Raw genomic sequence first — 20,099 nt, forward strand, 5'->3', positions numbered from 1 at the left:
ACACCTGCAAGGAGGTCACCTATGGATACGGGCACACATGTTGTCATGGGCATCGCCCTCGGCGGAATCGCGACACTGGATCCGGTTGTCGGAACAGATCCGGCAATGGCTCACGCAGTCATGATCGCTACGCTTGCGGGCTCACAGGCTCCTGATATTGATACTGTGTTAAAACTTAAAAACAATGCTGTTTATATAAGAAATCACAGAGGCTTTACCCATTCTATTCCCGCCGTTTTGTTTTGGTCTGTCATCATTCCGGCGATTTTGTATTTATTTTATCCGCAGGCTGATTTTCTGCATCTGTGGCTGTGGACATTGCTGGCAGTTGTGCTGCATGTATTTGTTGACATTTTCAACGCGTACGGAACACAAGCCATCCGGCCGTTTTCGAAAAAATGGGTGGCACTCGGGCTGATTAACACATTTGATCCGTTTATATTTATCAGCCATCTGGCTGCCATCGCGGTTTGGTATGTCGGCGGCAGCCCCGGTATTACATTTCTCACCTTATACGTAATACTGGCAGGCTATTATATCTTGCGCCTGATGATGCAGCTGCGAATCAAACGGCAGCTCCGTGAGATGATTCACGAAGAGATCGAAAGCATTATCATTTCACCGACGATGAAATTCAGGCAATGGCGGATTGCGGTTACGACTGCGCATGCTTTTTATGTAGGAAGGAGCATGGACGGGCATGTGGTGATACTTGATACGTTTAATCGGGTGCCGGTTCCTGAAACCGACGTTATGCAAGCGGCGAAGCAGGATGATAACATTGCGGCGTTTCTGTCGTTCTCCCCGGTTTACAGGTGGGAAGTGGATACGTATAAGGATCATTACGAGGTACGGTTTATTGACCTGCGTTATCGGAGTAAAGGGCACTATCCGTTTGTGGCAATCGTTCATATCAGCCATGATCTTGAGATACGCTCATCTTATACCGGCTGGATATTCAGCGAAGAAAAGCTTCAGAAAAAATTAAAGCTCGGCTCTATTTAGAGCCGGGCTTTTTTGCGTCTTGTATAAAAAACAGCTAAGAGCAGACTGATGAAAGACATCAGTGCGGATATTTTAAAATATGGCGGATAGTAGGTGAGTTCAATTTGATTGTCTCCCTTTTGCGCCTTAAAACCGATAAAAGTGTAATCGGCTTTTTCAATTTTCTGCTGTTTTCCGTTAATTTTCAGCTCCCAGCCTTTCTCATACGGAATCGGGAGCATGATGTACTGGGGTTTGGAATTGTGATATGTGAATGTCAGCTTGTTTTTATTCCATTCCAGGCTGTCTGTTCTCTCTGTTTTGTTTTGCGACACAGCGTTTTTTAATGTTTGATAATTTTCTTCATAAAGCGCTATGTGTGAAAGCTCGTACGTTCCTTTCGGAAGCCTGATCGAGATATGATCTGATTGAGGCACTCTGATGGTCAAATCATTTACACCCGTTTTATAGATCGATTGATTGGATTTTCTTGTTGTGACATAATCATTTACCTTTAGCGTAAATCCTTTGTCTTTTGCTTTGCTTTTTAAATAAAAACTGACATAGTAATCGCCCGGACCGGCTGACGCCTTTTTCGGAGTGATGATCAATTCTCCGCCGTTTTCTCCAGTTACAGTGAGGAGTCCGTTTTGATATTGAGCTTGTTTTGCAGTGATATCCGATTTGGAGATCAGATTCGCCAGATCAGGGGGCTGCTCTGTTTTTTCAGTTGGATCTGCTAATACAATTCCTTTCAGCATCGCTTGCTCTTTCGCAAGAGCGGGCAATTTTTCCAAATCTCTTTCTGAGTAAACTTTATCTGCTGATTTGGCGAAAGGAAGCATGTATTGATTTTCATAAACGGTGTAGTGCTCTGATTCCATATGTTTTGTAAAGCCGTATGGAACATTCGCTTCGTTTACTTTTTCCGTCATATAATATCTGCCGTAAAGCAGGCTGTACAAATTCGCTCTGTCCCCCAATGAAGCGTAGCGGCTGACGCTTTCTCTTCCCATATCGATGCGAAGATCATTCCAATAGAAGGAGAGCAAATGGCTGTTTAAAATGCTCGAGTAGGCGCTGAATCCATTAAATCCGTAAATAATCGGAGTATTATTGCGGACGCCATTCATCCAGTCGATTCTCATGAGCGGGTCGTTGTCTTCCTTTTGCACACGTCTGATGAGCTGAGATTGTTCGTCTCCTTTGTATTCTTCGCTTGTCATATAGGATTTTGAGACACTGTCCAGCCCGCCTCCTTCTGAGAGCGCATATTTCTGATAAGTGTTAGCGACAAGCAGCGAAGACAGAATCACCACACCGTATACAGCCAGCTTTGCCCGTTTTTTCACAAAAACTGCGGCAAACAAAGCAGCGATTGTCAGGAACAAAAGCAGTAGGATGCTTTCATTCGCTGGCTTCCATATATCAAGCTCATACCTTTGGACATGATACCAATAAAGAAGCAGAACAATCGCTGCGGCGGGAAGCAGTTCTTTCCGCCTCAGCTCCTGCAGCTGCGATAAACCTGCGGCGGCTGCTCCGGCGATTGTAAAGGCCAAAATATATTCAAACCGGTTTTGCGGGGCGGAAAAGCCGTTAAAGGCGCTTGCCGCGTACGGACTGAAATGAAAGAGGATAAACAGAAGGCTCAATCCGGCAAAAAGGCGAAACACCCGGTGTTTATAAAAAGAAATGACAAACAAAAACAGCAAAAAGATGGCTGGCACCACGATAATCCTGCTTGAAAATAAAATATTATCATCGAAATTCAGCCACTCTATTTTTTCATTATACGGAGGGCGCAGGTTATTTAAATACCCGTAAACCACCGGCACAAATACCGCCGCACTGATACCGAAAGAAAGGAGTCCCGAGACTAAAAACATTCTGCATTGAACCCATTTTTTCACTTCATGATCTTCCAGCTTGATCAGCCATCTGAACAAAATATAAATTCCAATGAAAATCAGATTTATGTATGCAAAGTAAAAATTGTTGATTAAGCTCAGTGAGCAAGCAATGATAAACCATGCCGGACGCCGTTCCCTGATGATTTTTTCCGCTCCGAGCACGAGAAGCGGGAGCCAAATCATTGTATCGGTGAAAAATTCCCAATACGCTTCGTGGCGAAAGTAAATAATCGATACTCCGTATAGTACAGCACCCGTAAACGCCGCTGCTCTGCGTTTGAGCAAATAGCTGAAAACAGAAGCTGCTGTAAAAATAATCAGACTCAGCTTAAAAATGCTGATAAAAGCGGCTGACTGTGCCCAAAAAAGCGTGTCCGCCTCACCGATGAGATGAACGGATTGCAGCAGCCATACTGCGGCGGCTGTCGCGAGAAAAAGGAAAGAAGCAGAAAAATAATAGCCAAGCTGACTGAATGTGCCGCCGCCGAGTCCGAATGAATAATGATAGAAAAAGTTTCCTTGCGTGTATTGTTCATATAATAATTTCTTAAATACGATCATTTGCGCCAGTCCGTCACCTGGACCTGTCATATATCTGCCTTCCGCCCATTCTTTCACAAAAAAAGCGTGCGCAAGAACGGCTATGAACAGACTGGCCGCATACATCATGACATGTTTTCTTTTTTTCATAAGGATTCTCCAGTCTTGCCGTTAACTGTAAGCATGCAAAAAAGCACTGCCAATGGCAATAGATTCATTTCAGTGCAGTTTGGTCAGGCGCCGCATGTTTTTCAATTCGTTCGTTTCAGGCAGATCTTTGCTCGGGATATTTGCTTCTTTGATCAAATAATGCGGACGTTTTTTTGTTTCATAATAGATTCTGCCGATGTATTCTCCTATAATGCCAAGGCTTAACAGCTGAACCCCGCCAAGGAATAAGACCGCAGATATAATTGTGAAATATCCGGGTACAGAAATACCGTTTGTAAGAATTTTGACGAACGTGGCTATGATATAAATAAGAGATAGCAGCAATACAAAAATGCCGGTGTAAAAGCATATTCTCAGCGGTTTATGGTTAAAGGAGACAACGCCGTCCATTCCGTAATTAAAAAGGCTGCTGAATGACCATTTGGATGTGCCGTTTTTTCTTTCGACATTTTCGTAAAAAACAATTTTCTGTTCGAAGCCGATCCAGCAAAACAGGCCTTTTGAAAAGCGGTTGCCTTCGCTCAATTTCAAAAGTGCATCCACAGCTTGGCGGCTTAACAGCCGAAAGTCTCCGACACCGTCACGCAAATCAACTTCCACCGCTTTATTAATGAACTTGTAGTAAAGGGACGAAAGAAGCGAACGCACGGGGTTATCCCCTTTTCTGTTCCTTTGGGCAATGACTTGATCATAGCCTTCCTCGTAGCCTTTAATAAAGTCCTTCAGCAAATAGGTCGGATGCTGCAAATCGGCGTCCATCACGACAACGGCCTCACCTTGAACATGTTCAAATCCGGCCAAGATCGCGGCTTCTTTTCCAAAATTCCGCGAAAATGATATGTATTTCACTCGGCTGCATTTGGATGCCAGGTCTTTGATCTGCTGAAGCGTGTCATCAATACTTCCGTCGTTAATGAAGAATATTTCATAATCATAATGAATGTTTTTGAATTCCTTTTTTAAAGATTCATGAATGAGTTTGACATTATAACCTTCATTGTAAGACGGGATAATAATCGAGATTAATCCTTGCTTCATTAAGGCACCTTCTTTTTATTATTCTTTTTAAGTATTGCCTTAGGGGAATTGTACACAAATCTTCAGTAAGGCTATTCCTTTTTTTAAAGTCGTTTAAACCTGTTTTTTGTTACATTTTTGGTATGACATTTGAGTATATGTAATGTTATTTTGTCAGGATTAAAATAGAGTATGAAAAAAAAGCATAGAAAAAGTCTGCCATTTCGACAGACGGTGCAAAGAAAATCTGACTTATTGGTTTTCAAGATATTCTAAAATAAGCTGATTCACGATGGCCGGCTTTTCGTGGCTGATCCAATGGGACGCTTCATCCACAAATATTAAATGGCCATTTGGACAGCGTCTTGCTGTTTCTTTTGCAAGCTTTCTGCTTAAAAAGCGGTCTTCCATTCCCCAGATCATCCGATAAGGGGCTGTATGGCATTCGCGGGAATTTTCTGCAAGGCTTCCTTTTCTGAGGGCCCTGTACCAGTTCAGCATTGATGTCAGGGCGCCAGGCTGCTTCCACGCTTCTTTGTACTTATTGATATCCTCAGAAGAAAAAAGCTCCGGCCGATCAGATAGCCCGATGGCTTTATCTAATTTCTCATAATCATTTTCTTTTAACGCGGCCTCCGGTTTGTCCGGCAGCTGGAAGAAGGCAATGTATGAGCTTTTCAGCCATTGCGGAGGGTAGACTGGCGTTACGGTTTTCATGACGTGCGGATGCGGTATGTTAATGGCGATAAGCTTTTCAAGATATTCCGGACGTGTTGATGCCAAGTGCCAGGCTACTGCTCCTCCCCAGTCATGACCGATCACGATTGCTTTTTGATCAGTGAATTGCGAAATAAGCCCAATGATATCATCTCTTAATGTATCAATCCGATATGCCTCAATTCCTTCCGGTTTGTCACTGAGATTGTAACCTCGCTGATCAGGAGCGATCACCCGGTACCCCGCGTCCGCAAGCGGTTTGATTTGGTTTTTCCAGCCATACCAAAACTCAGGGAATCCATGGAGCAGGACGATAAGCGGGCCGTCCTCCGGTCCTGCGGAAGCAACGTGGAGTATGATTCCATTTGTTTTGACAAACTGGCTGTTAACTCCTTCCACTTAAATCTCCTCCTTGACTTTGCGTCATATGTTTCAGCCTTTTCTCCGTCAGCATAAAAGTGATGATACAAGCAGCAACAAGCAAGATCAGCTGAAGGATGATAAAGCTTGATCTCAGGAGCACCCCGGCCCCCAAGACAATCAAACCTGACAGAATCATGAGCGCCGCACTGTAACGGTTGGCTTCCTTCCATAACTTTTGATCTGACATTGAGCGTCTCGTTCTGAATCCATATACACTGTTAATGGATTTTGGAGGGAACAATTTGATGAAAAGACCTGCAATTATCATGAGCCCTCCGCCGATTAAACATGCCATACGATCATCTCCTCTCTCATTGTTACGTTCAGAAAGAAGAAATGTTTCAATATCCAGACAAAAAGACAAGCAGGAGCCTGTCTATTTAGCGTATTTGTAAATCCTTTGTCGGAATATAGCCTTTTATCCCGCCGTAATCAACGAATGCCCAGCTGAAATCAAATCCTCCGTTTTCACTGAATCCCCAGCCGAGCAAAGTGACTTCTGTCCCCGAGGAAAGCTGCTTGGCTTTTCCATTTTCCGGTGTTGGAGAATAGAAGGCAGTCTGCTTTGCTGTTTTTGCTTGACTTGCGGTTTTCATTAAGAAGTGTGTTGAAATATATGCTTTTTTTCCTTTGAATTCGATTTGAGCCCAATCAGCATTAGCAAATCCCTTTACAGTGACTTTCTGTTCAGATGATACTGTGCCGAGAATCGCGCTTTTTTGTTTTGGCTCAGCCCGGACATTCAGTTTTCCTGCTTTAATCATATACGAATCTGATGATGGCATGGTGACATTTATGGTCTGAAGGGTTGCAGCTTTTGCTGCGGGAGCAGTGCTAAATGCTGTGAAATTCAGTCCTGCGGCGGCAGTTAAAGCGAGCAATACTTGTTTCTTTTTCATACATAGCTCCTCCTCGCATTTTGACAAGATATAAGAGATATTCCCTGATTGCCTGGAGGATAAAACACTTTTTGTTTATTTTTTCTAACAGTTAAGGAAATGTTAAGGTTTGTAAGGTGTACATTACATTCTAATCTATGTATGATACATTATGTAAGGTATACGTTACATAATGAGAGAGGATCAAATAAGATGAAGCACGGGGTTCGTAATTGTGTAAAAGAATACAGAAAAGCTAAAGGGTGGACACAGGATCAGCTGGCAGAAAACATTCAAGTGACAAGACAGACGGTCATTGCAATTGAAAAACAAAGATATGAACCCTCGATAGGCACTGCAATTAAATTATCTTCAGTATTAGAGTGCTCATTAGATCAATTATTCTGGATAGAAGGAGACAAATAATATGAACATGACGTATCGTACCGGATTATTTTTGCAAACTTTGCTTCCCATTTTATTGTATGTCCTTTATTGGCATTCACCTTCAACTTTAACACTTCTGTTAGCAGTCATCGGAACTGCACGAGTTCTTTATTCTGCCGCACATATTCATAGAAATAAACTCTGGGGAAACGTACACTTTCAGAATGACCAACGCACCCGCTCAAATGCTCATTTCGCGGGCTATATATCACATTGGGTGATGATTGTTATTTTGCTTATAGGTGTTGTTCTTATTCATCAATCCATGCTTCCTCTTTCCTATCTGCAGCTGATTGCATATACTGCTTTTCTTGGTTTTATGCTTAGAATGGTGATGAGTGATGTACTAAATACAAATGTGTAAAAAAACAGCCTGCCGTACTTTGCCGGCAGGCTGTTTTAATGTAAAAGCCCTCTGCTTTGGTTTAAGTAATCATTCACGTCTTCACGGCCGCTTTGGAAAAGGTGGAGCTGGCCGCCATAGTTCTCAATCCACTGTGTGACGATTTTTTCGGTCATTTTTTCGCCTTGGTAGGCGTGTCCGGCTTTTGCATAGGTTGCTTCAAAGTCGCTCCATAACAATTCCACCCATGTTTTCGCCTGAATGTAGCTGATCATATCGTTTTTTTCCAGAAGCAGATTTGTCAGTTTCTCAATATACGTATTCATTTGGTGGTCTCCTTTCCTTCAGGAAAAAAATTACGCTTTAAAACTTCATGTTCTCCATATACTAACCTTACGTCTTCATCCGGCAAGACGCAACTTTTTGATCTCGAACCTAGGGGGATATGACATGGTCCGCAATAAAGAAAAAGGATTTCCTTACGAAAACGAAAACAAGTTTCAAGGTGAACCGAGAGCGAAGGACGACTATGCTTCAAAACGTCCTGACGGGTCAATCAACCAGCATCCTCAGGAAAAAATGAGAGCCTCCGGCAAACGATAAAAGAAGAACAGCTGCACATGTGCAGCTGTTTTTTACCCTTTATTGACTTGATACTCATAGACGCTTTTCTTTTCAGACAGATGCGCGAATGTTGAGAGCACCAGTCCGCAAGCGGTCATCAGCGCTCCTCCCGCAAACAGCCAGGAATAAGAGCCGGTTCCGCTTAAAATGATGCCGCCGATCCAAGCGCCGAGCGCATTAGCCAGGTTAAATGCAGACACGCTCACAGCTGCGGCGATTGTTGTGCCGTTCTCAGATGAAGAAAGCACCTTTGTTTGCAAAAGAGGCGGTGTGCCGAATGCGCAAGCTCCAAATAAGAAAGTCGCGACAATGGCTGCGGCCGGATAAACGGCGATGTACGGAAATACCGCAAGTACGCCGATCAAACCGATCATGACGCCAATCATGGTCCGGGTCAGCAGAGGAAGCGGCACTTTTCCCGCAAAGAAGTTTCCCGCAACCCCTCCCAAACCATAGGCGAAGAGGGCGCCTGTAATGCCGACTGTGCTGAAACCCGCTGAATTTCTTAAAATCGGCTCGATAAACGTATACGCGATAAATACGCCTGAATAGCCTAAAATTGTAATCGCAAAGGAGTACAGCACCTGTTTATGTTTAAATACTCCCCACTCATTCATGAGCATCGGGATGACTTTTGGTTTTCTGTTCGGCACAGTAGCCATCAGGCCTAAAAATCCGATCACTCCAAGCACCGTAATGATGGAAAACACGACTCTCCAGTTTAGGACATCACCCAAGTAGGAACCGAATGGAACACCCAGCATCAAAGCCACTGTTAAACCGCCGTTCATAGACGCAGCGGCTGCGGCGCGTTTTTCCGGCGGCACCATTTCACTAGCGAATACCATCGCAATCGCAAAGAAAGCGCCGTGAATGGAAGCAGATAAAATTCTTGAGACCGCCAATACCGCAAAATTCGGTGCCAGTGCGCTCATCAGGTTGGAAAGGATGAAAATCCCCATCAATCCAAGAAGCACCGGCTTTCTCGGGAGCTTGACAGAAACAATCGTGACGAGCGGGCCTGTTACACAGACGCTTGCCGCATAAGCGGTGACAAGGAGTCCCGCAGAGGAAACATGTATATGAAAGTCATCGGCAATCGACGTCAAAATACCCATCACCGCATATTCTGTGTATCCAATTGAAAACGTGCAGATCATTAGAACAAAAATAATTAATTTTACTGATGGATTTTTCATACTCAACGTCATCGCCTCCTTTAATGTGAAAAAACAACGAGTTCCATCTTAAAAGAAATCCAGGGTGAATTCAATCATTTTTTCTCTAAAAATCGCCTTGAGTGTGCTCAAATAAAAAAGAGGCTGATATTCAGCCTCTCGGTTATCCCTGCTTCTTTTGCTGTAATACTGAGATTGGAAGCGCTTCTTCTTGATCGGGAGCTGATGTTCTGTATCCCCAAGCGAAAACGCCATTTAAATAGGTAATGTGGAACTCGTCCTCAGAGCCGTCCACAACATACGTTTCTCCCGGCGAGAAGTCCTCCGGGTTCAGCAAGTAGGCCTTTGCCATGGCAATTTTCCGTTCGAGCACTGCCAGTTCATTTATGATTCCAAGCTGTTCCGCTTTCCTTGCTTTTTCAGAAAGTCCTGCGATTTCTGTATTGAGTTCGTGCGTTGTCATTTGACTGTATCGTTTCTCCATTTTTCAGCTACTCCTCTTCCTGCAGAAATTGCTCGATTAAATCGAGTGAGAATCCTTTTCTGAATAAAAATTGTTTGACCTTCATGGCACTTTCATAGGAGCCGTCATAACGGTATTTTCTAAGCGCTTTTTCCGCATGAAGACGCAGCGCTTCTTTTTCAGTATCTTCGTCATTTTCGTATTCAATCTGCTCCAGCGCCGCAGAGATGACATCAAATGAGAAGCCTTTGCGCTGCAGCTGCATCTGTGCTCGCTGTTTGATTTCTTTTGAAGAGAGTTTCTTGTCTTTCTTCAGAAGCTTTTCGATATGCTTAACTGCTTTTTCCGTCTGTTCTTCAAAGGAGAAAGAACTCAGTGTATCTTTGATGGTGTCGTCATCGATCCCCTTCGCTTTCAGCTCTCTGAACAAAACGTCAGGCCCTTTTCCGTTTGTTTTTTTGTGAGTGCTCACGTAGGCCGCCGCAAACTCTTGGTCATTTAAATAGTTGTAATCGTTCAGCTTATGAATCACTTCCGTAATGACGGGCGCCGCGGTTTCTTTTTTCTTTAAATGGTCTTCTACCTCTTTCGTTGACCGCATTCGATAGGATAAAAAATCAATCGCACGGTTGAAGCCTTTTTTCACTTCATCTCCGTATTGAATCTCAATGATCTCGAGGTCATCAAGCTCTTTTCCCTTTGTAAGCTCAAATTTCACGAGCACATCTGCGTCAACACTGAAAGCATATTTTTCATCCAGAAAAATATTAAAGCGTTCCGTATTCTTCTTTTGCGCTGAAATCTTTGTAATAAATGGCATTTTAATCTCCCTTCTCCGGTCTCAAACGCGTTTTCTATGATCAAAATGAGGTAAAGTATAGGTATCAGAACGATGAGGAGAGATGTTTATGAATATTGCAATGACGGGCGGAACGGGTTTTCTCGGTACGCATCTGACTGGCGTCCTCACCCGCCAAGGACATCATGTTTATATTTTATCAAGAAACGCGCCAAAAACTGAACAAAAAAATATCTCTTATGTCCAATGGCTGACTGAAGAAGCTGCGCCTGAACAAGAACTTCCTCATATTGATGTTTGGGTAAATCTTGCGGGAAAATCAATTTTTGGCCGCTGGAACGAAAAAACGAAGCAGCAAATTCTCTCCAGCCGGATCGATGCAACCCGGGAAGTACGGCGGCTTATTCATAAACAGGCGGAAAAACCGAAGGCGCTTATTCAAGCCAGTGCAGTGGGCATTTACGGCACTAGCCTTGAAAAAACCTTTACAGAAGACTCCCCCACGTCGGACGAGGATTTTCTCAGCCACACTGCACATATGTGGGAACGGGAAGGGCAAAATATAGAGGCGATGGGCATTCGAACGGTTTACGCGAGATTTGGCGTGATGCTCGGAGAAAAAGGCGCTCTCCCGCTGATGGTTCTGCCATATAAACTGCTGGCCGGAGGAACGATCGGGACGGGCAATCAGTGGCTGTCCTGGATTCACGTGGATGACGCCGCCCAGCTGATTGTATATGCAATCGAAAACGACAGCATCTCAGGTCCTGTTAATGTGACAGCGCCTAATCCGGTTGAAATGAAGCAGTTCGGAAAAACGATTGCACGGGTGAAACACCGTCCCCACTGGCTCCCCGTTCCAGCATTCTTTTTATCAAAAGCATTGGGAGAAATGAGCCTGCTTATTGTGAAAGGACAGCGCGCTCTGCCTAAAAAAGCAATTACGTCCGGATTCCGTTTTACATATTCAGATCTTGAATTCGCCCTGTCGCAGCTGCTGACGGACCGAAAGGCTGTATAAAAACGGAAGGAAGCGTCAACCTTAAGAATAACATGGTTGAAGGAGGTCCTTTTATGGAAAAGAAGAGGGAGAAGCACCAGCAAGGAGCCAACCTGAAGAAAATGCAGGAAGTTCTTTATTCGAGTGAATTTAAAAAGGCGGAAAAAGCTGCTAAGCGGAAGTAGGGATACATAACGCCGGAAAGCAGATACTATGTTTGTTTGATATCACTTTTTAGGGGGAATTTGATATGGGCAGAAATCATATTCACAAAAACCGTGATAAAAACAAACAAAAACTTCCTCAGGTTCCCGATGCGTTAAAACGAGAAACTGACGGCGTTTACGAGGAATATTCAAGTGAACTTGCTGATGCGGATGACCGCGAAGCGCAGGAGCGCGCGAAAGCGGCCGACAGCAGAGCGAAAAGCAAACGTTAATGAAAAACCCCTTGTCTCTGCTTGAGACAGGGGGTTTTTTACAGCTCGGTGAACCGTTCCTTTATCGGTGTGCGTTTTTTCACTTCCGGCATTTCATCAGGATAGCCTGTTTGTATGATCGCGGCGAAGCGCTCGTTATCCTGTAAACCGAAGGCTTGATGCACATCTTTGTCATAGAGGATCTTTCCGCTTTTCCAAACCATGCCGATTCCTTTTTCCCAGGCAAGAAGCTGGAGGTTTTGAATCAATGAGCTGGTTGCCGCAAAATCATCATCTCTTGCTCTTTCGTTCTCATCTTCCTGAAATACAACGAGCAGAAATCCCGGCACACGGCTGAGTGTCTTTTTGAAGTTTTGGAGTTTTTCTTCCGTCATATCCGGCTTTGATTTTTTAGAAAATGAAGCAAAGGTTTTAATCAAGCTTGCTTTTCCTGTTTCACTGGAAACGTAAATAAATCTCCAAGGCTCCGTCACTCTGTGATTTGGCGCATATTTTGCCGTTTCTAGCATGTCAAGGATGACAGCCGGAGGGACGGGATCTTGTTTAAATTTACGGATTGATCTTCTGCTGCGTATGATATCCCGCAGTGCTGAATCTTGATTTATCTTTTCGGCTTGAGGCATACCGCTTCACCCTTTCTATCCAATTGAAAATGATTATCAATCATAATCATAACGGAAAGTGCAGCTTTTTGTAAACCGTCAGCCATATTAGATTTTAAGAATCCGAGTTTCTGAGTAAACGGCAGTCCCTGTCATGTTCACTTTGATGTGATCGTTATCTCCATTTATTTCAATTTCCACTCTTCCGTCTTTCCCCATCTCCTGTCCTTGTTCAATGATGAATGTGCGCTGCCCGGACCGGCCGTATTGCTGCATGTAAGCTCCCATTACACCGGATGCTGTGCCAGTCACGGGATCTTCTATTGTTCCTGAATACGGCGACGAAAAGTGGCGCCCGTGCAGGTCGCTGTCAGAGTGAATCGTTTCAAAGGTAAACGGATGCACTGAGGCTTTTGGCAGATCAACTAGAACATCCGGAAATTGTTTGTTATTCGGCACCATTTTTTTAGAGGCTTCTAATGATTTGAGCGGAACGATTGCAGTCCATATGCCTGTACTGCCAAAAACAATTGGAAGGTTCTCATGAAAGTCCTCCGCCGTAATCCCCAATGCGTCCGCGAGCTTTTCCCGGTCGCCCGTAAATGGTTTGAATGTCGGAGCAGCCTGTTCAAGTGTGATATGGATGCGACCCTCTTTTTCAGAAATGTTTGCTGGCAGGATACCGGCTTTTGTCTGGATGCTGTACGTTTTACCAATCTCCAGCCTTCCTTTTTCACACAATGCGTATAGGGAAGCGACCGTCGCATGTCCGCATAAATTCATTTCGTGTCCAGGAGTGAAGTAACGGAGTTCAAGATCAGCCGCCACGCTGTTCCGAATAAAGGAGGTTTCTGAATATCCTGCGATTTCAGCTATTCTCTGCATTTCTTCTTCTGTGTAATGGTCCCCGTGCAATACCACACCCGCGGGGTTTCCTTTGCCGGGATTTTCCGTAAATGCTTCATATTTTAATACCTCTGCTTTCATTCGCCTGCCATCCTTTCTGCATCAATGTCTCTGTCAGTATAACAAAATATTAATGGGAATTTTCAGTCATTATTAAAAAACCCATTTTCTTTGCAGAGAAAATGGGTCCTTACATTCAGGAATTTCTTGTTTTATAGAGCAAATAAATAAAGTAGGGGGCGCCGATCGCCGCTGTAAAAACGCCTGCCGGCACTTCGACCGGGGCAAATAAGGTTCTGCCGATGATGTCTGCTCCTAATACGAGCAGAGCCCCGATCAGTGCAGATGCCGGGAGCAGCGCACCGTAAGACGAGCCGACGAGACGCCTTGCGATGTGCGGCGCCATCAGACCGACAAAACCAATCGTTCCGGCAACAGAAACCGCACAGCCCGTAAGAGCCGTACTCAGCAGAAGCAGGAAGAACCGGTTTCTTTGCACGGAGCTTCCCGCGCCTGCCGCAATATCTTCACCGAGCATCTGTATATTCATATTTTTAAGACAGATAAAACAAATGAATAAGAGAATGACAGACAGCAACACGGCTATTTTTACATGCTGCCAGTTAGATCCGTAGACCGAACCTGTTATGTATACATTGGCTTGGGACGCCCTGTAGATCGGTCCTTTGATCATGAGCAATGTGGTCATCGCTTGTGCAGACATTGAAAATCCGATTCCGATCAGCACCAGCCGAAACGTGGAGGCGCCATTTTTGTATGCGAGTAAATAAACGATAAGTCCAACAACTGATGCCCCGATAAATGCGGCAGCCGGAAGCCATGACAGACTGATCGTCAGTGAATCGCTTCGGTCTGAGAAGAACATCATGACAAGCACCACAGCCACAGCCGCTCCGCCCGTGATTCCGATAATATCCGGGGATGCGAGAGGGTTTCTGACCAGCCCCTGCAAAATTGCGCCTGCCGCAGCCAAGCAAACGCCGGCGCATACAGCTGTCAATATTCTTGGCATGCGGAACGACATCACCATCATTTCATCGAGCTTTGAACCTGCACCGAAAAATGTTTTGACCACATCCCAAGGAGGAATGAACCGCTGTCCGAGACCGGCGCTTATGATGAACACAGCCGCTGTTAAACCGAGTAAAACAAAAAAGACAATCCATGCTTTCTTTTCAGCCGCTGTAATGCCAAAACGAAGTTTCATAGATTCGCCCCCCTTCTTGCGATGTAAACAAACACAGGCATGCCGATAATCGCCGTCATAACCCCGACAGGAACTTCCTGAGGCATAATGATATATCGTGCCCCGATGTCCGCGGCAACAAGTAAAATCGCACCCAACACAGCGGAAAACGGCAGAACCCAGCGATAATCATTGCCGATGATAAAGCGGGCAAAGTGCGGGATGATGATGCCGATAAAGGAAATCGGTCCGGCAATGGCGACAGCCGAACCGGCAAGCAGGACAATGCATAGTGCCATAGCGAATTTCAGCAGTCCCGTTTTTTGACCAAGTCCTTTGGCAACATCTTCTCCCATGACAAGAAGATTAATTTTTCGGCCGAGGAAACAGCTGATCAAAAGCGCCGCCGCGGCATATGGAAGCATCGTCATCAGCAAATCGAGACTCCTGCCCTGCACAGAGCCCGTCAGCCAAAATAGCACCTGAGCCAGCTCGAGTTCATTGACGGAAAGCATGCCTTGTGTCAGCGAAGAAAACATTGCCGCCATGGCTGCTCCAGCCAGCGTTAATTTGATCGGCGTGAGCCCTTCTCTTCCTAGCGAACCTGCGGCATAGACAATCGCGGCGGTAAAGGAAGCACCGAGAAACGAGCTCCATACAAGCGCTTGAGGTGATTGAATATGCAGAAAAAATGATCCGGCAACAATAAAAAAGCCGGCCCCTGCGTTGATTCCGAAAATCCCTGGTGATGCTAGCGGGTTTTTTGTCAGCGCCTGCATCAGAGCGCCGGCAGCCGCAAGGGAAGCGCCGACGACCGCGGCAACCAAGGCGCGCGGGAGCCTGACGTCTTTAATGATGACTTGCTCATTTGATCCGTTAAAAGATGTAAACGCTTGATAGACCTGTCCCCATGACGTACCGGTATAGCCGTATATGACACTTGCGCAGACAGCCGCCAGCAAAACGAAAAGCAGACATAATAACAAAATCCATTTCGAATAAGCCTTTTTGAAGATCATCATCCAATTCTCCTAGTGATTTACTATGTACCATTCTTCATCATGACTGCAGTAAATTGATTGTTTTTGAGAATCATCCTCAATTAATGATTGACACTCTCACCACTGCTTATTATGATCTAAATGATAATGAATTTCAATATTGGGAGGAAAAAGATGAAAAAGCACATCAGCATGCTATTTGTATTACTTATGGCCGTTATGGTGCTTTCTGCCTGTAATAGTTCAGAAAGTTCAAGTAACAGCGAGGGGTCAAGCAGCAAAACAAGAACGGTTAAACATGCAATGGGGACATCAGACAACATTCCAGCCCATCCAAAACGGATTGTCGTCTTAACAAATGAAGGAACAGAGGCGCTTTTAGCGCTTGGCATTAAACCCGTCGGGGCCGTGAAGTCATGGAAGGGCGACCCGTGGTATGACTACCTGAAAGACGATATGGAAGGTGTTAAAAACGTCGGGCTAGAAACTGAACCGAATGTGGAAGCCATCGCGGAATTAAAGCCTGATTTGATTATTGGAAATAAAGTGCGCCAAGAAAAGATTTATGATCAGTTAAATGCGATTGCGCCCACGGTTTTTGCTGAATCTTTAGCCGGGAACTGGAAGGATAACCTGACTCTTTATGCCGACGCGGTAAATAAGGCGGACAAAGGCAAAGAAGTCATTGCCGATTTTGATAAGCGCGTTGCCGATATGAAAGATAAGCTTGGCGATCAGACAAACAATACCGTGTCTGTTGTACGCTTTTTGTCCGGCGAGTCAAGAATTTATTATAAGGATTCATTCTCTGGCATTATTTTAGACCAGCTGGGTTTTAAACGTCCTGAAAAGCAAGTGGAGCTATTCAAGAAACAAAAGGACCAATTCACGTTCTCAACAGACAGCAAAGAATCCATTCCCGATATGGATGGCGATGTGCTTTTTTATTTCACTTATAAAGCCGATAATGCAAAAGATAATGAGAAATGGGCCAATCAGTGGACGAGCAGTTCACTATGGAAAAACCTCAAGGCTGTAAAATCAGGGAACGCCCATGAGGTCGATGACGTCGTGTGGACAACCGCAGGCGGAATCAAAGCCGCAAACTATCTGCTTGACGATATTGAAACGTATTTCTTAAAGTCTAAATAAAAAAAAGAACTCCGTCTGTTTAGACGGAGTCTTTTTTGCTTTTGCCGATCAGACGCGTGACGAGGAACATCGTGACAGAAAGAGATCTGTTTTTCCGATACGCCAAGTATTTTCCGCGCCATTCGGGTTTGTATTTTTCTTTAAATGCCCGGAGCCCGCTGAAACTGTACATGTACCGAACATTATTAAAAATGACAGCCGCGAAGCGTTCTGACCAGAAGGATGTAAAGGCTGTGCCGACATTGGACAAGGGCGCCATACCCATGTTAAATGACGTGCACCCCTCCTCCTTCGCCCATAAAAACATGCGGATGAACAATGCATCCATAATACCGTTCGGGGCGTCGCTGCGATAGCGCATCAGATCGACCGAGATTTCGCCTTCCTGATACATTGGCATGATATTGGCGAAAGCGACAATGTCCCCTTCGGCATTTTTCATATAGGCGATCGGTGCTCTCTGTAAATATGACGGATCAAAGAACCCGAGCGAAAAGCCCTTCTCCTTTTTCGAGCCGAGCCATTCATCGGAGATTTGTTTGAGCTCTTCTAAAAACGCTTCTGAAAATGGAGGATGATCTACATGGAAAGTATATTCCTCCCGTTCAAACCGGTTATTGATCGCCCGCAGGCCGGCTTTTTTCTTCCCTGATATGGTAAACGTGTTTAAGTCCACATAGGCTTCCTCGCCAAGTTTAAAAAAGTTATAGCCAAAATCGTGGTACAGCGCCATGTCCTCTCGTTCGATTTGATAGAACAGAACACTGAACCCCTTTTGATGTGCTTCGTTAAGAAATTCTTCGAGCACAAGCGGGAACGACTCCTTTTGGCCGGACGGATCGCCGAGCACGACCAGCCGTCTTGCGATTTTCCCAAACAGAAGCAATGCATTGCCGTCGCTAGAGAAATAAAAGCGCTTATCTCCCAGAAAGCCGAGATGGCTGAGCGCGTTGCCGCCTTTTTCATTCAAAAACTCAGCAAGACGTTCTGGATTAGCTTTTTCCCCAATTGGTTTGGTTTTCTTATGATACACCACTGTAAAAATAAAGAAGAACAGCGGAACGGCGATGACTGCCATGATGGTCGCATGTGTAATATGGGAAGTGCTGTGGACGAAATATTCGTGGCGCAGCACTTTTTTCATCCGATCCCAGATGAAGCTTGCGATAATGTTATAGTTAAACAGCGCCACAGTAAACAAGGCCGCAGCGAAAATCATTTGCCCGAGCGTATAGGAAGCCTGTTCTCTGACAAATTGTTTTTTCAGCAGCACAAGCAAGACGATGATAATCGGCAATATGAATATTGCACTGATATTGAGCCCTTTTAAAAAGCTGAAAACAAATCCGCCGACAAGTGCTGTAATCGCCATTGTATAGGACCGTTTTGTCCGTTTATAAAGCTCGATCGGCAATATCAGCAAAATGAGCGCTGAGCTTAAGGACAGCCCGTTGAACAGCAAAAGGACCGGACGGGGAATGTGCGGAATGACTGTCAGCCGATCAATCGGCAGTGACACCGACGCAAGGACAATGAGACCGGCTACGAACACAATGAGTGAAAGCGATCCCTGTAAAATCCTCACTAACATGGCCCGCTGTACGACAAGCAGCACGTTTGTCGTTTCGATAGCCGGTGCAATTCGCGGGTTCGTTTCAAGCCGTTTCATCGTACTTTCGGTCAGATCGCCGGCAGCAAAGAACAGTCCCAAAACGAACGGGATAAATGAATAGACGAGCCGGTACAGCACAATCGACGTCACAATGGCTTCCTGATGGTAGCCAAGCTGCTCCATTCCGAGCAAAAACAAAAGGTCAAACGAGCCGAAGCCGCCCGGAACAAGACTGATCATGCCTCCGATTGCCGCAATCACAAATACCCCGAACACATACCTGATGTCAGCATGAATTCCCATGGCGAACAGAGACAGATAGATTACGATTCCAGCCATAAGCCATTCTGCAACGGAAGCGCCCATATAAGCGAAAATCGGATTTTTCACTTTGTCTGCGCCCTCTTCATCCCCTGCTTTGCGGCCTTTTCGTTTAGCCGCCGCCAAAGAGATCGGCACAATCAGCGCGAAGCCGATAACAACCGCCCACAGCCATGGTTTTTCATTGATGACTTCATCCACGGGCAGCAATCTTGCGACAACGAAAATGCTGAAAACTGAAAGGCCGAGCAGCATAGAGGATGTAAGCCAGGCAATTCCTTTCACCAGCGCTTTATGGTCTTTTGTATGCTCCTTATAAAACATCATTCTTAACCCGACTCCGGCTAACCCTCCGAAGCCAAGGACATTATTAAATGAATTGGCAATCCAGGATACTCTGAACACCTTTCCATTTGTGATCGAAAGGCGCAGCGAATATTTAAGAACGTAATCATATAGTGACATGGCCGCAACAGCAAGCAGGCCGATGAGCACAAGAATGAATAAGTCGGTCCGCTCCAGCCCGTTGATTACCATAAGCGTTCGTTTGAATGACAGGTTTGTCAATTCTTTTTTCGACTGATAAAACACAAATAGTAAAACAGCAACAGGAAAAACGATTTTTAAAATTGATAAAGCATTCTTTTTAATCAGCAATGGTCTCTCCAATCATATACAGTTCGATATTTCTTTCCCCAATAATCTCCAACTCATTATACACTACCGCTATTTTTCGGACAAAGTCTCATCTGCGGTTTATGCTGACTTTCTTTCAGCGGTTAAAATCGAGTAATATGGTAAGAGGAGCGAATGACGAGGAAGTGATCAAATGGAATATAACTTACATGATACAACAGTATTAAACGAAAATATTCTTTCATCTGAGGAACGTGAAATTTGGGTGCTTTATATGAAAGTCTTAACATCTGCCGGGCTCGGTGATGTATCTGAGTGGATGAAGCTGGATATGAGCATGCCGCAAATGAAAGTGCTCATGCTTTTAAACAATCACGGAACGCTGAAGGTCAGTGACATTGCAGAGAAAATGGGGGCTTCCCTGTCAAATACAACCGGGCTGCTTGACCGCCTTGAGAAATCCGGCTTTGTTAAACGCTCACACTCTGAAGAGGACCGCCGTTCAGTGGTTGTTCATTTAACGGAGGATGCGAAAAATATTTTTCGCGGGCTTTATCAAAAGGGCCATATGAAATTGAAGCGTTCCTTGGAAATGCTGTCTCCCGATGAAAAGCAAGCTGTTTCCAAAGGGCTTTCTATTCTTTCCGGAGCGCTGGAGCAGGCTAAAAAAGAATAATGTCAGCGAAGTCTGTTTCACGCAAACTGCGGAGGCAGACTTTTTTCATT

The 20,099-nt window shown here is 44.8% G+C and carries 23 protein-coding genes; 9 read left to right on the plus strand and 14 right to left on the minus strand.

Annotated features, from left to right (window positions below; translation table 11 throughout):
- Positions 1-21: 21 nt before the first annotated feature.
- Complete coding sequence (locus LNN34_RS11910; RefSeq protein WP_024120657.1) at positions 22-1,005, plus strand: metal-dependent hydrolase; 984 nt, start codon at positions 22-24, stop codon at positions 1,003-1,005.
- Here the strand turns inward: LNN34_RS11910 and LNN34_RS11915 are convergent.
- The 5 genes from LNN34_RS11915 to LNN34_RS11935 form a co-directional block, all read right to left on the minus strand.
- Positions 1,002-3,587: a YfhO family protein gene (locus LNN34_RS11915; RefSeq protein ID WP_229043496.1), complete on the minus strand. Its 2,586-nt coding sequence runs from the start codon at positions 3,585-3,587 to the stop codon at positions 1,002-1,004. The genes LNN34_RS11910 and LNN34_RS11915 overlap by 4 nt on opposite strands.
- A 69-nt stretch (positions 3,588-3,656) precedes the next feature.
- A complete protein-coding gene (locus tag LNN34_RS11920) occupies positions 3,657-4,646 on the minus strand; it encodes a glycosyltransferase family 2 protein (protein WP_010333459.1) in 990 nt (329 codons plus the stop codon).
- A 231-nt stretch (positions 4,647-4,877) separates the two neighbouring features.
- The gene (locus tag LNN34_RS11925; protein ID WP_229043498.1) at positions 4,878-5,741 is read right to left on the minus strand and encodes an alpha/beta fold hydrolase; all 864 of its coding nucleotides are present in this window, start codon (positions 5,739-5,741) and stop codon (positions 4,878-4,880) included.
- On the minus strand, positions 5,728-6,060 hold the full coding sequence (locus tag LNN34_RS11930) for an SdpI family protein (protein WP_044163737.1): 333 nt from the start codon (positions 6,058-6,060) through the stop codon (positions 5,728-5,730). Before LNN34_RS11930 ends, LNN34_RS11925 begins: the two co-directional genes overlap by 14 nt.
- 85 nt (positions 6,061-6,145) lie before the next feature.
- Positions 6,146-6,664 (minus strand): SH3 domain-containing protein, encoded by a 519-nt coding sequence (locus LNN34_RS11935; protein ID WP_229043500.1) that lies wholly within the window; start codon positions 6,662-6,664, stop codon positions 6,146-6,148.
- A 192-nt stretch (positions 6,665-6,856) separates the two neighbouring features.
- Between LNN34_RS11935 and LNN34_RS11940 the strand changes: the two genes are divergently transcribed.
- Together LNN34_RS11940 and LNN34_RS11945 are read left to right on the plus strand one after the other, a co-directional pair.
- Positions 6,857-7,069 carry a helix-turn-helix transcriptional regulator gene (locus LNN34_RS11940; protein WP_010333455.1) on the plus strand — a complete coding sequence of 71 codons (213 nt, stop codon included), beginning with the start codon at positions 6,857-6,859 and terminating at the stop codon, positions 7,067-7,069.
- Position 7,070: 1 nt separating this feature from the next.
- The gene (locus tag LNN34_RS11945) at positions 7,071-7,454 is read left to right on the plus strand and encodes a hypothetical protein (RefSeq protein WP_044163733.1); all 384 of its coding nucleotides are present in this window, start codon (positions 7,071-7,073) and stop codon (positions 7,452-7,454) included.
- A 35-nt stretch (positions 7,455-7,489) separates the two neighbouring features.
- Here the strand turns inward: LNN34_RS11945 and LNN34_RS11950 are convergent, their stop codons facing one another.
- The gene (locus LNN34_RS11950) at positions 7,490-7,759 is read right to left on the minus strand and encodes a YfhJ family protein (RefSeq protein WP_024120650.1); all 270 of its coding nucleotides are present in this window, start codon (positions 7,757-7,759) and stop codon (positions 7,490-7,492) included.
- Positions 7,760-7,883: 124 nt separating this feature from the next.
- On the opposite strand from LNN34_RS11950, the gene LNN34_RS11955 reads away from it, so the two are divergent.
- Complete coding sequence (locus LNN34_RS11955) at positions 7,884-8,036, plus strand: small, acid-soluble spore protein K (RefSeq protein ID WP_010333452.1); 153 nt, start codon at positions 7,884-7,886, stop codon at positions 8,034-8,036.
- Positions 8,037-8,068: 32 nt separating this feature from the next.
- On the opposite strand, the gene LNN34_RS11960 is transcribed toward LNN34_RS11955, so the two are convergent.
- The 3 genes from LNN34_RS11960 to recX all read right to left on the minus strand — a co-directional run bounded on the left by LNN34_RS11960 (position 8,069) and on the right by recX (position 10,518).
- Positions 8,069-9,262, minus strand: a complete 1,194-nt coding sequence (locus tag LNN34_RS11960) for an MFS transporter (RefSeq protein WP_083244566.1) — start codon at positions 9,260-9,262, stop codon at positions 8,069-8,071.
- A gap of 136 nt (positions 9,263-9,398) precedes the next feature.
- Positions 9,399-9,719 (minus strand): YfhH family protein, encoded by a 321-nt coding sequence (locus LNN34_RS11965; protein WP_059336060.1) that lies wholly within the window; start codon positions 9,717-9,719, stop codon positions 9,399-9,401.
- A 7-nt stretch (positions 9,720-9,726) separates the two neighbouring features.
- Positions 9,727-10,518, minus strand: coding sequence for a recombination regulator RecX (gene recX / locus LNN34_RS11970; RefSeq protein ID WP_229043502.1), 792 nt, complete (start codon positions 10,516-10,518; stop codon positions 9,727-9,729).
- 88 nt (positions 10,519-10,606) lie between these two features.
- Between recX and LNN34_RS11975 the strand changes: the two genes are divergently transcribed.
- From LNN34_RS11975 to LNN34_RS11985, 3 genes are all read left to right on the plus strand, one after another.
- A complete protein-coding gene (locus tag LNN34_RS11975) occupies positions 10,607-11,518 on the plus strand; it encodes a TIGR01777 family oxidoreductase (RefSeq protein ID WP_059291606.1) in 912 nt (303 codons plus the stop codon).
- A gap of 53 nt (positions 11,519-11,571) precedes the next feature.
- Positions 11,572-11,682, plus strand: a complete 111-nt coding sequence (locus LNN34_RS11980) for a YfhE family protein (protein ID WP_010333447.1) — start codon at positions 11,572-11,574, stop codon at positions 11,680-11,682.
- A gap of 65 nt (positions 11,683-11,747) precedes the next feature.
- On the plus strand, positions 11,748-11,936 hold the full coding sequence (locus tag LNN34_RS11985; protein ID WP_229043503.1) for a YfhD family protein: 189 nt from the start codon (positions 11,748-11,750) through the stop codon (positions 11,934-11,936).
- 38 nt (positions 11,937-11,974) lie between these two features.
- Here LNN34_RS11985 and LNN34_RS11990 read toward each other — a convergent pair whose 3' ends face one another.
- The 4 genes from LNN34_RS11990 to LNN34_RS12005 form a co-directional block, all read right to left on the minus strand.
- Positions 11,975-12,559, minus strand: coding sequence for a nitroreductase (locus LNN34_RS11990; protein ID WP_229043505.1), 585 nt, complete (start codon positions 12,557-12,559; stop codon positions 11,975-11,977).
- 87 nt (positions 12,560-12,646) lie between these two features.
- Positions 12,647-13,525, minus strand: coding sequence for a PhzF family phenazine biosynthesis isomerase (locus LNN34_RS11995; RefSeq protein ID WP_106295825.1), 879 nt, complete (start codon positions 13,523-13,525; stop codon positions 12,647-12,649).
- 115 nt (positions 13,526-13,640) lie between these two features.
- Complete coding sequence (locus tag LNN34_RS12000) at positions 13,641-14,672, minus strand: FecCD family ABC transporter permease (protein WP_229043507.1); 1,032 nt, start codon at positions 14,670-14,672, stop codon at positions 13,641-13,643.
- Entirely contained in the window at positions 14,669-15,670 is a 1,002-nt protein-coding gene (locus tag LNN34_RS12005; protein WP_059336056.1) for a FecCD family ABC transporter permease, read from the minus strand. Before LNN34_RS12005 ends, LNN34_RS12000 begins: the two co-directional genes overlap by 4 nt.
- Before the next feature lie 156 nt (positions 15,671-15,826).
- Here LNN34_RS12005 and LNN34_RS12010 point away from each other — a divergent pair, with 156 nt between their 5' ends.
- On the plus strand, positions 15,827-16,804 hold the full coding sequence (locus tag LNN34_RS12010) for an ABC transporter substrate-binding protein (protein ID WP_229043509.1): 978 nt from the start codon (positions 15,827-15,829) through the stop codon (positions 16,802-16,804).
- Between the two features lie 19 nt (positions 16,805-16,823).
- Here LNN34_RS12010 and mprF read toward each other — a convergent pair whose 3' ends face one another.
- Entirely contained in the window at positions 16,824-19,394 is a 2,571-nt protein-coding gene (gene mprF / locus LNN34_RS12015) for a bifunctional lysylphosphatidylglycerol flippase/synthetase MprF (protein WP_229043511.1), read from the minus strand.
- Between the two features lie 172 nt (positions 19,395-19,566).
- Between mprF and LNN34_RS12020 the strand changes: the two genes are divergently transcribed.
- The gene (locus tag LNN34_RS12020; protein WP_044163712.1) at positions 19,567-20,049 is read left to right on the plus strand and encodes a MarR family transcriptional regulator; all 483 of its coding nucleotides are present in this window, start codon (positions 19,567-19,569) and stop codon (positions 20,047-20,049) included.
- Positions 20,050-20,099 lie beyond the last annotated feature (50 nt).

The organism is Bacillus sp. AF23 (assembly GCF_020861455.1).
Taxonomy (GTDB): domain Bacteria; phylum Bacillota; class Bacilli; order Bacillales; family Bacillaceae; genus Bacillus; species Bacillus halotolerans.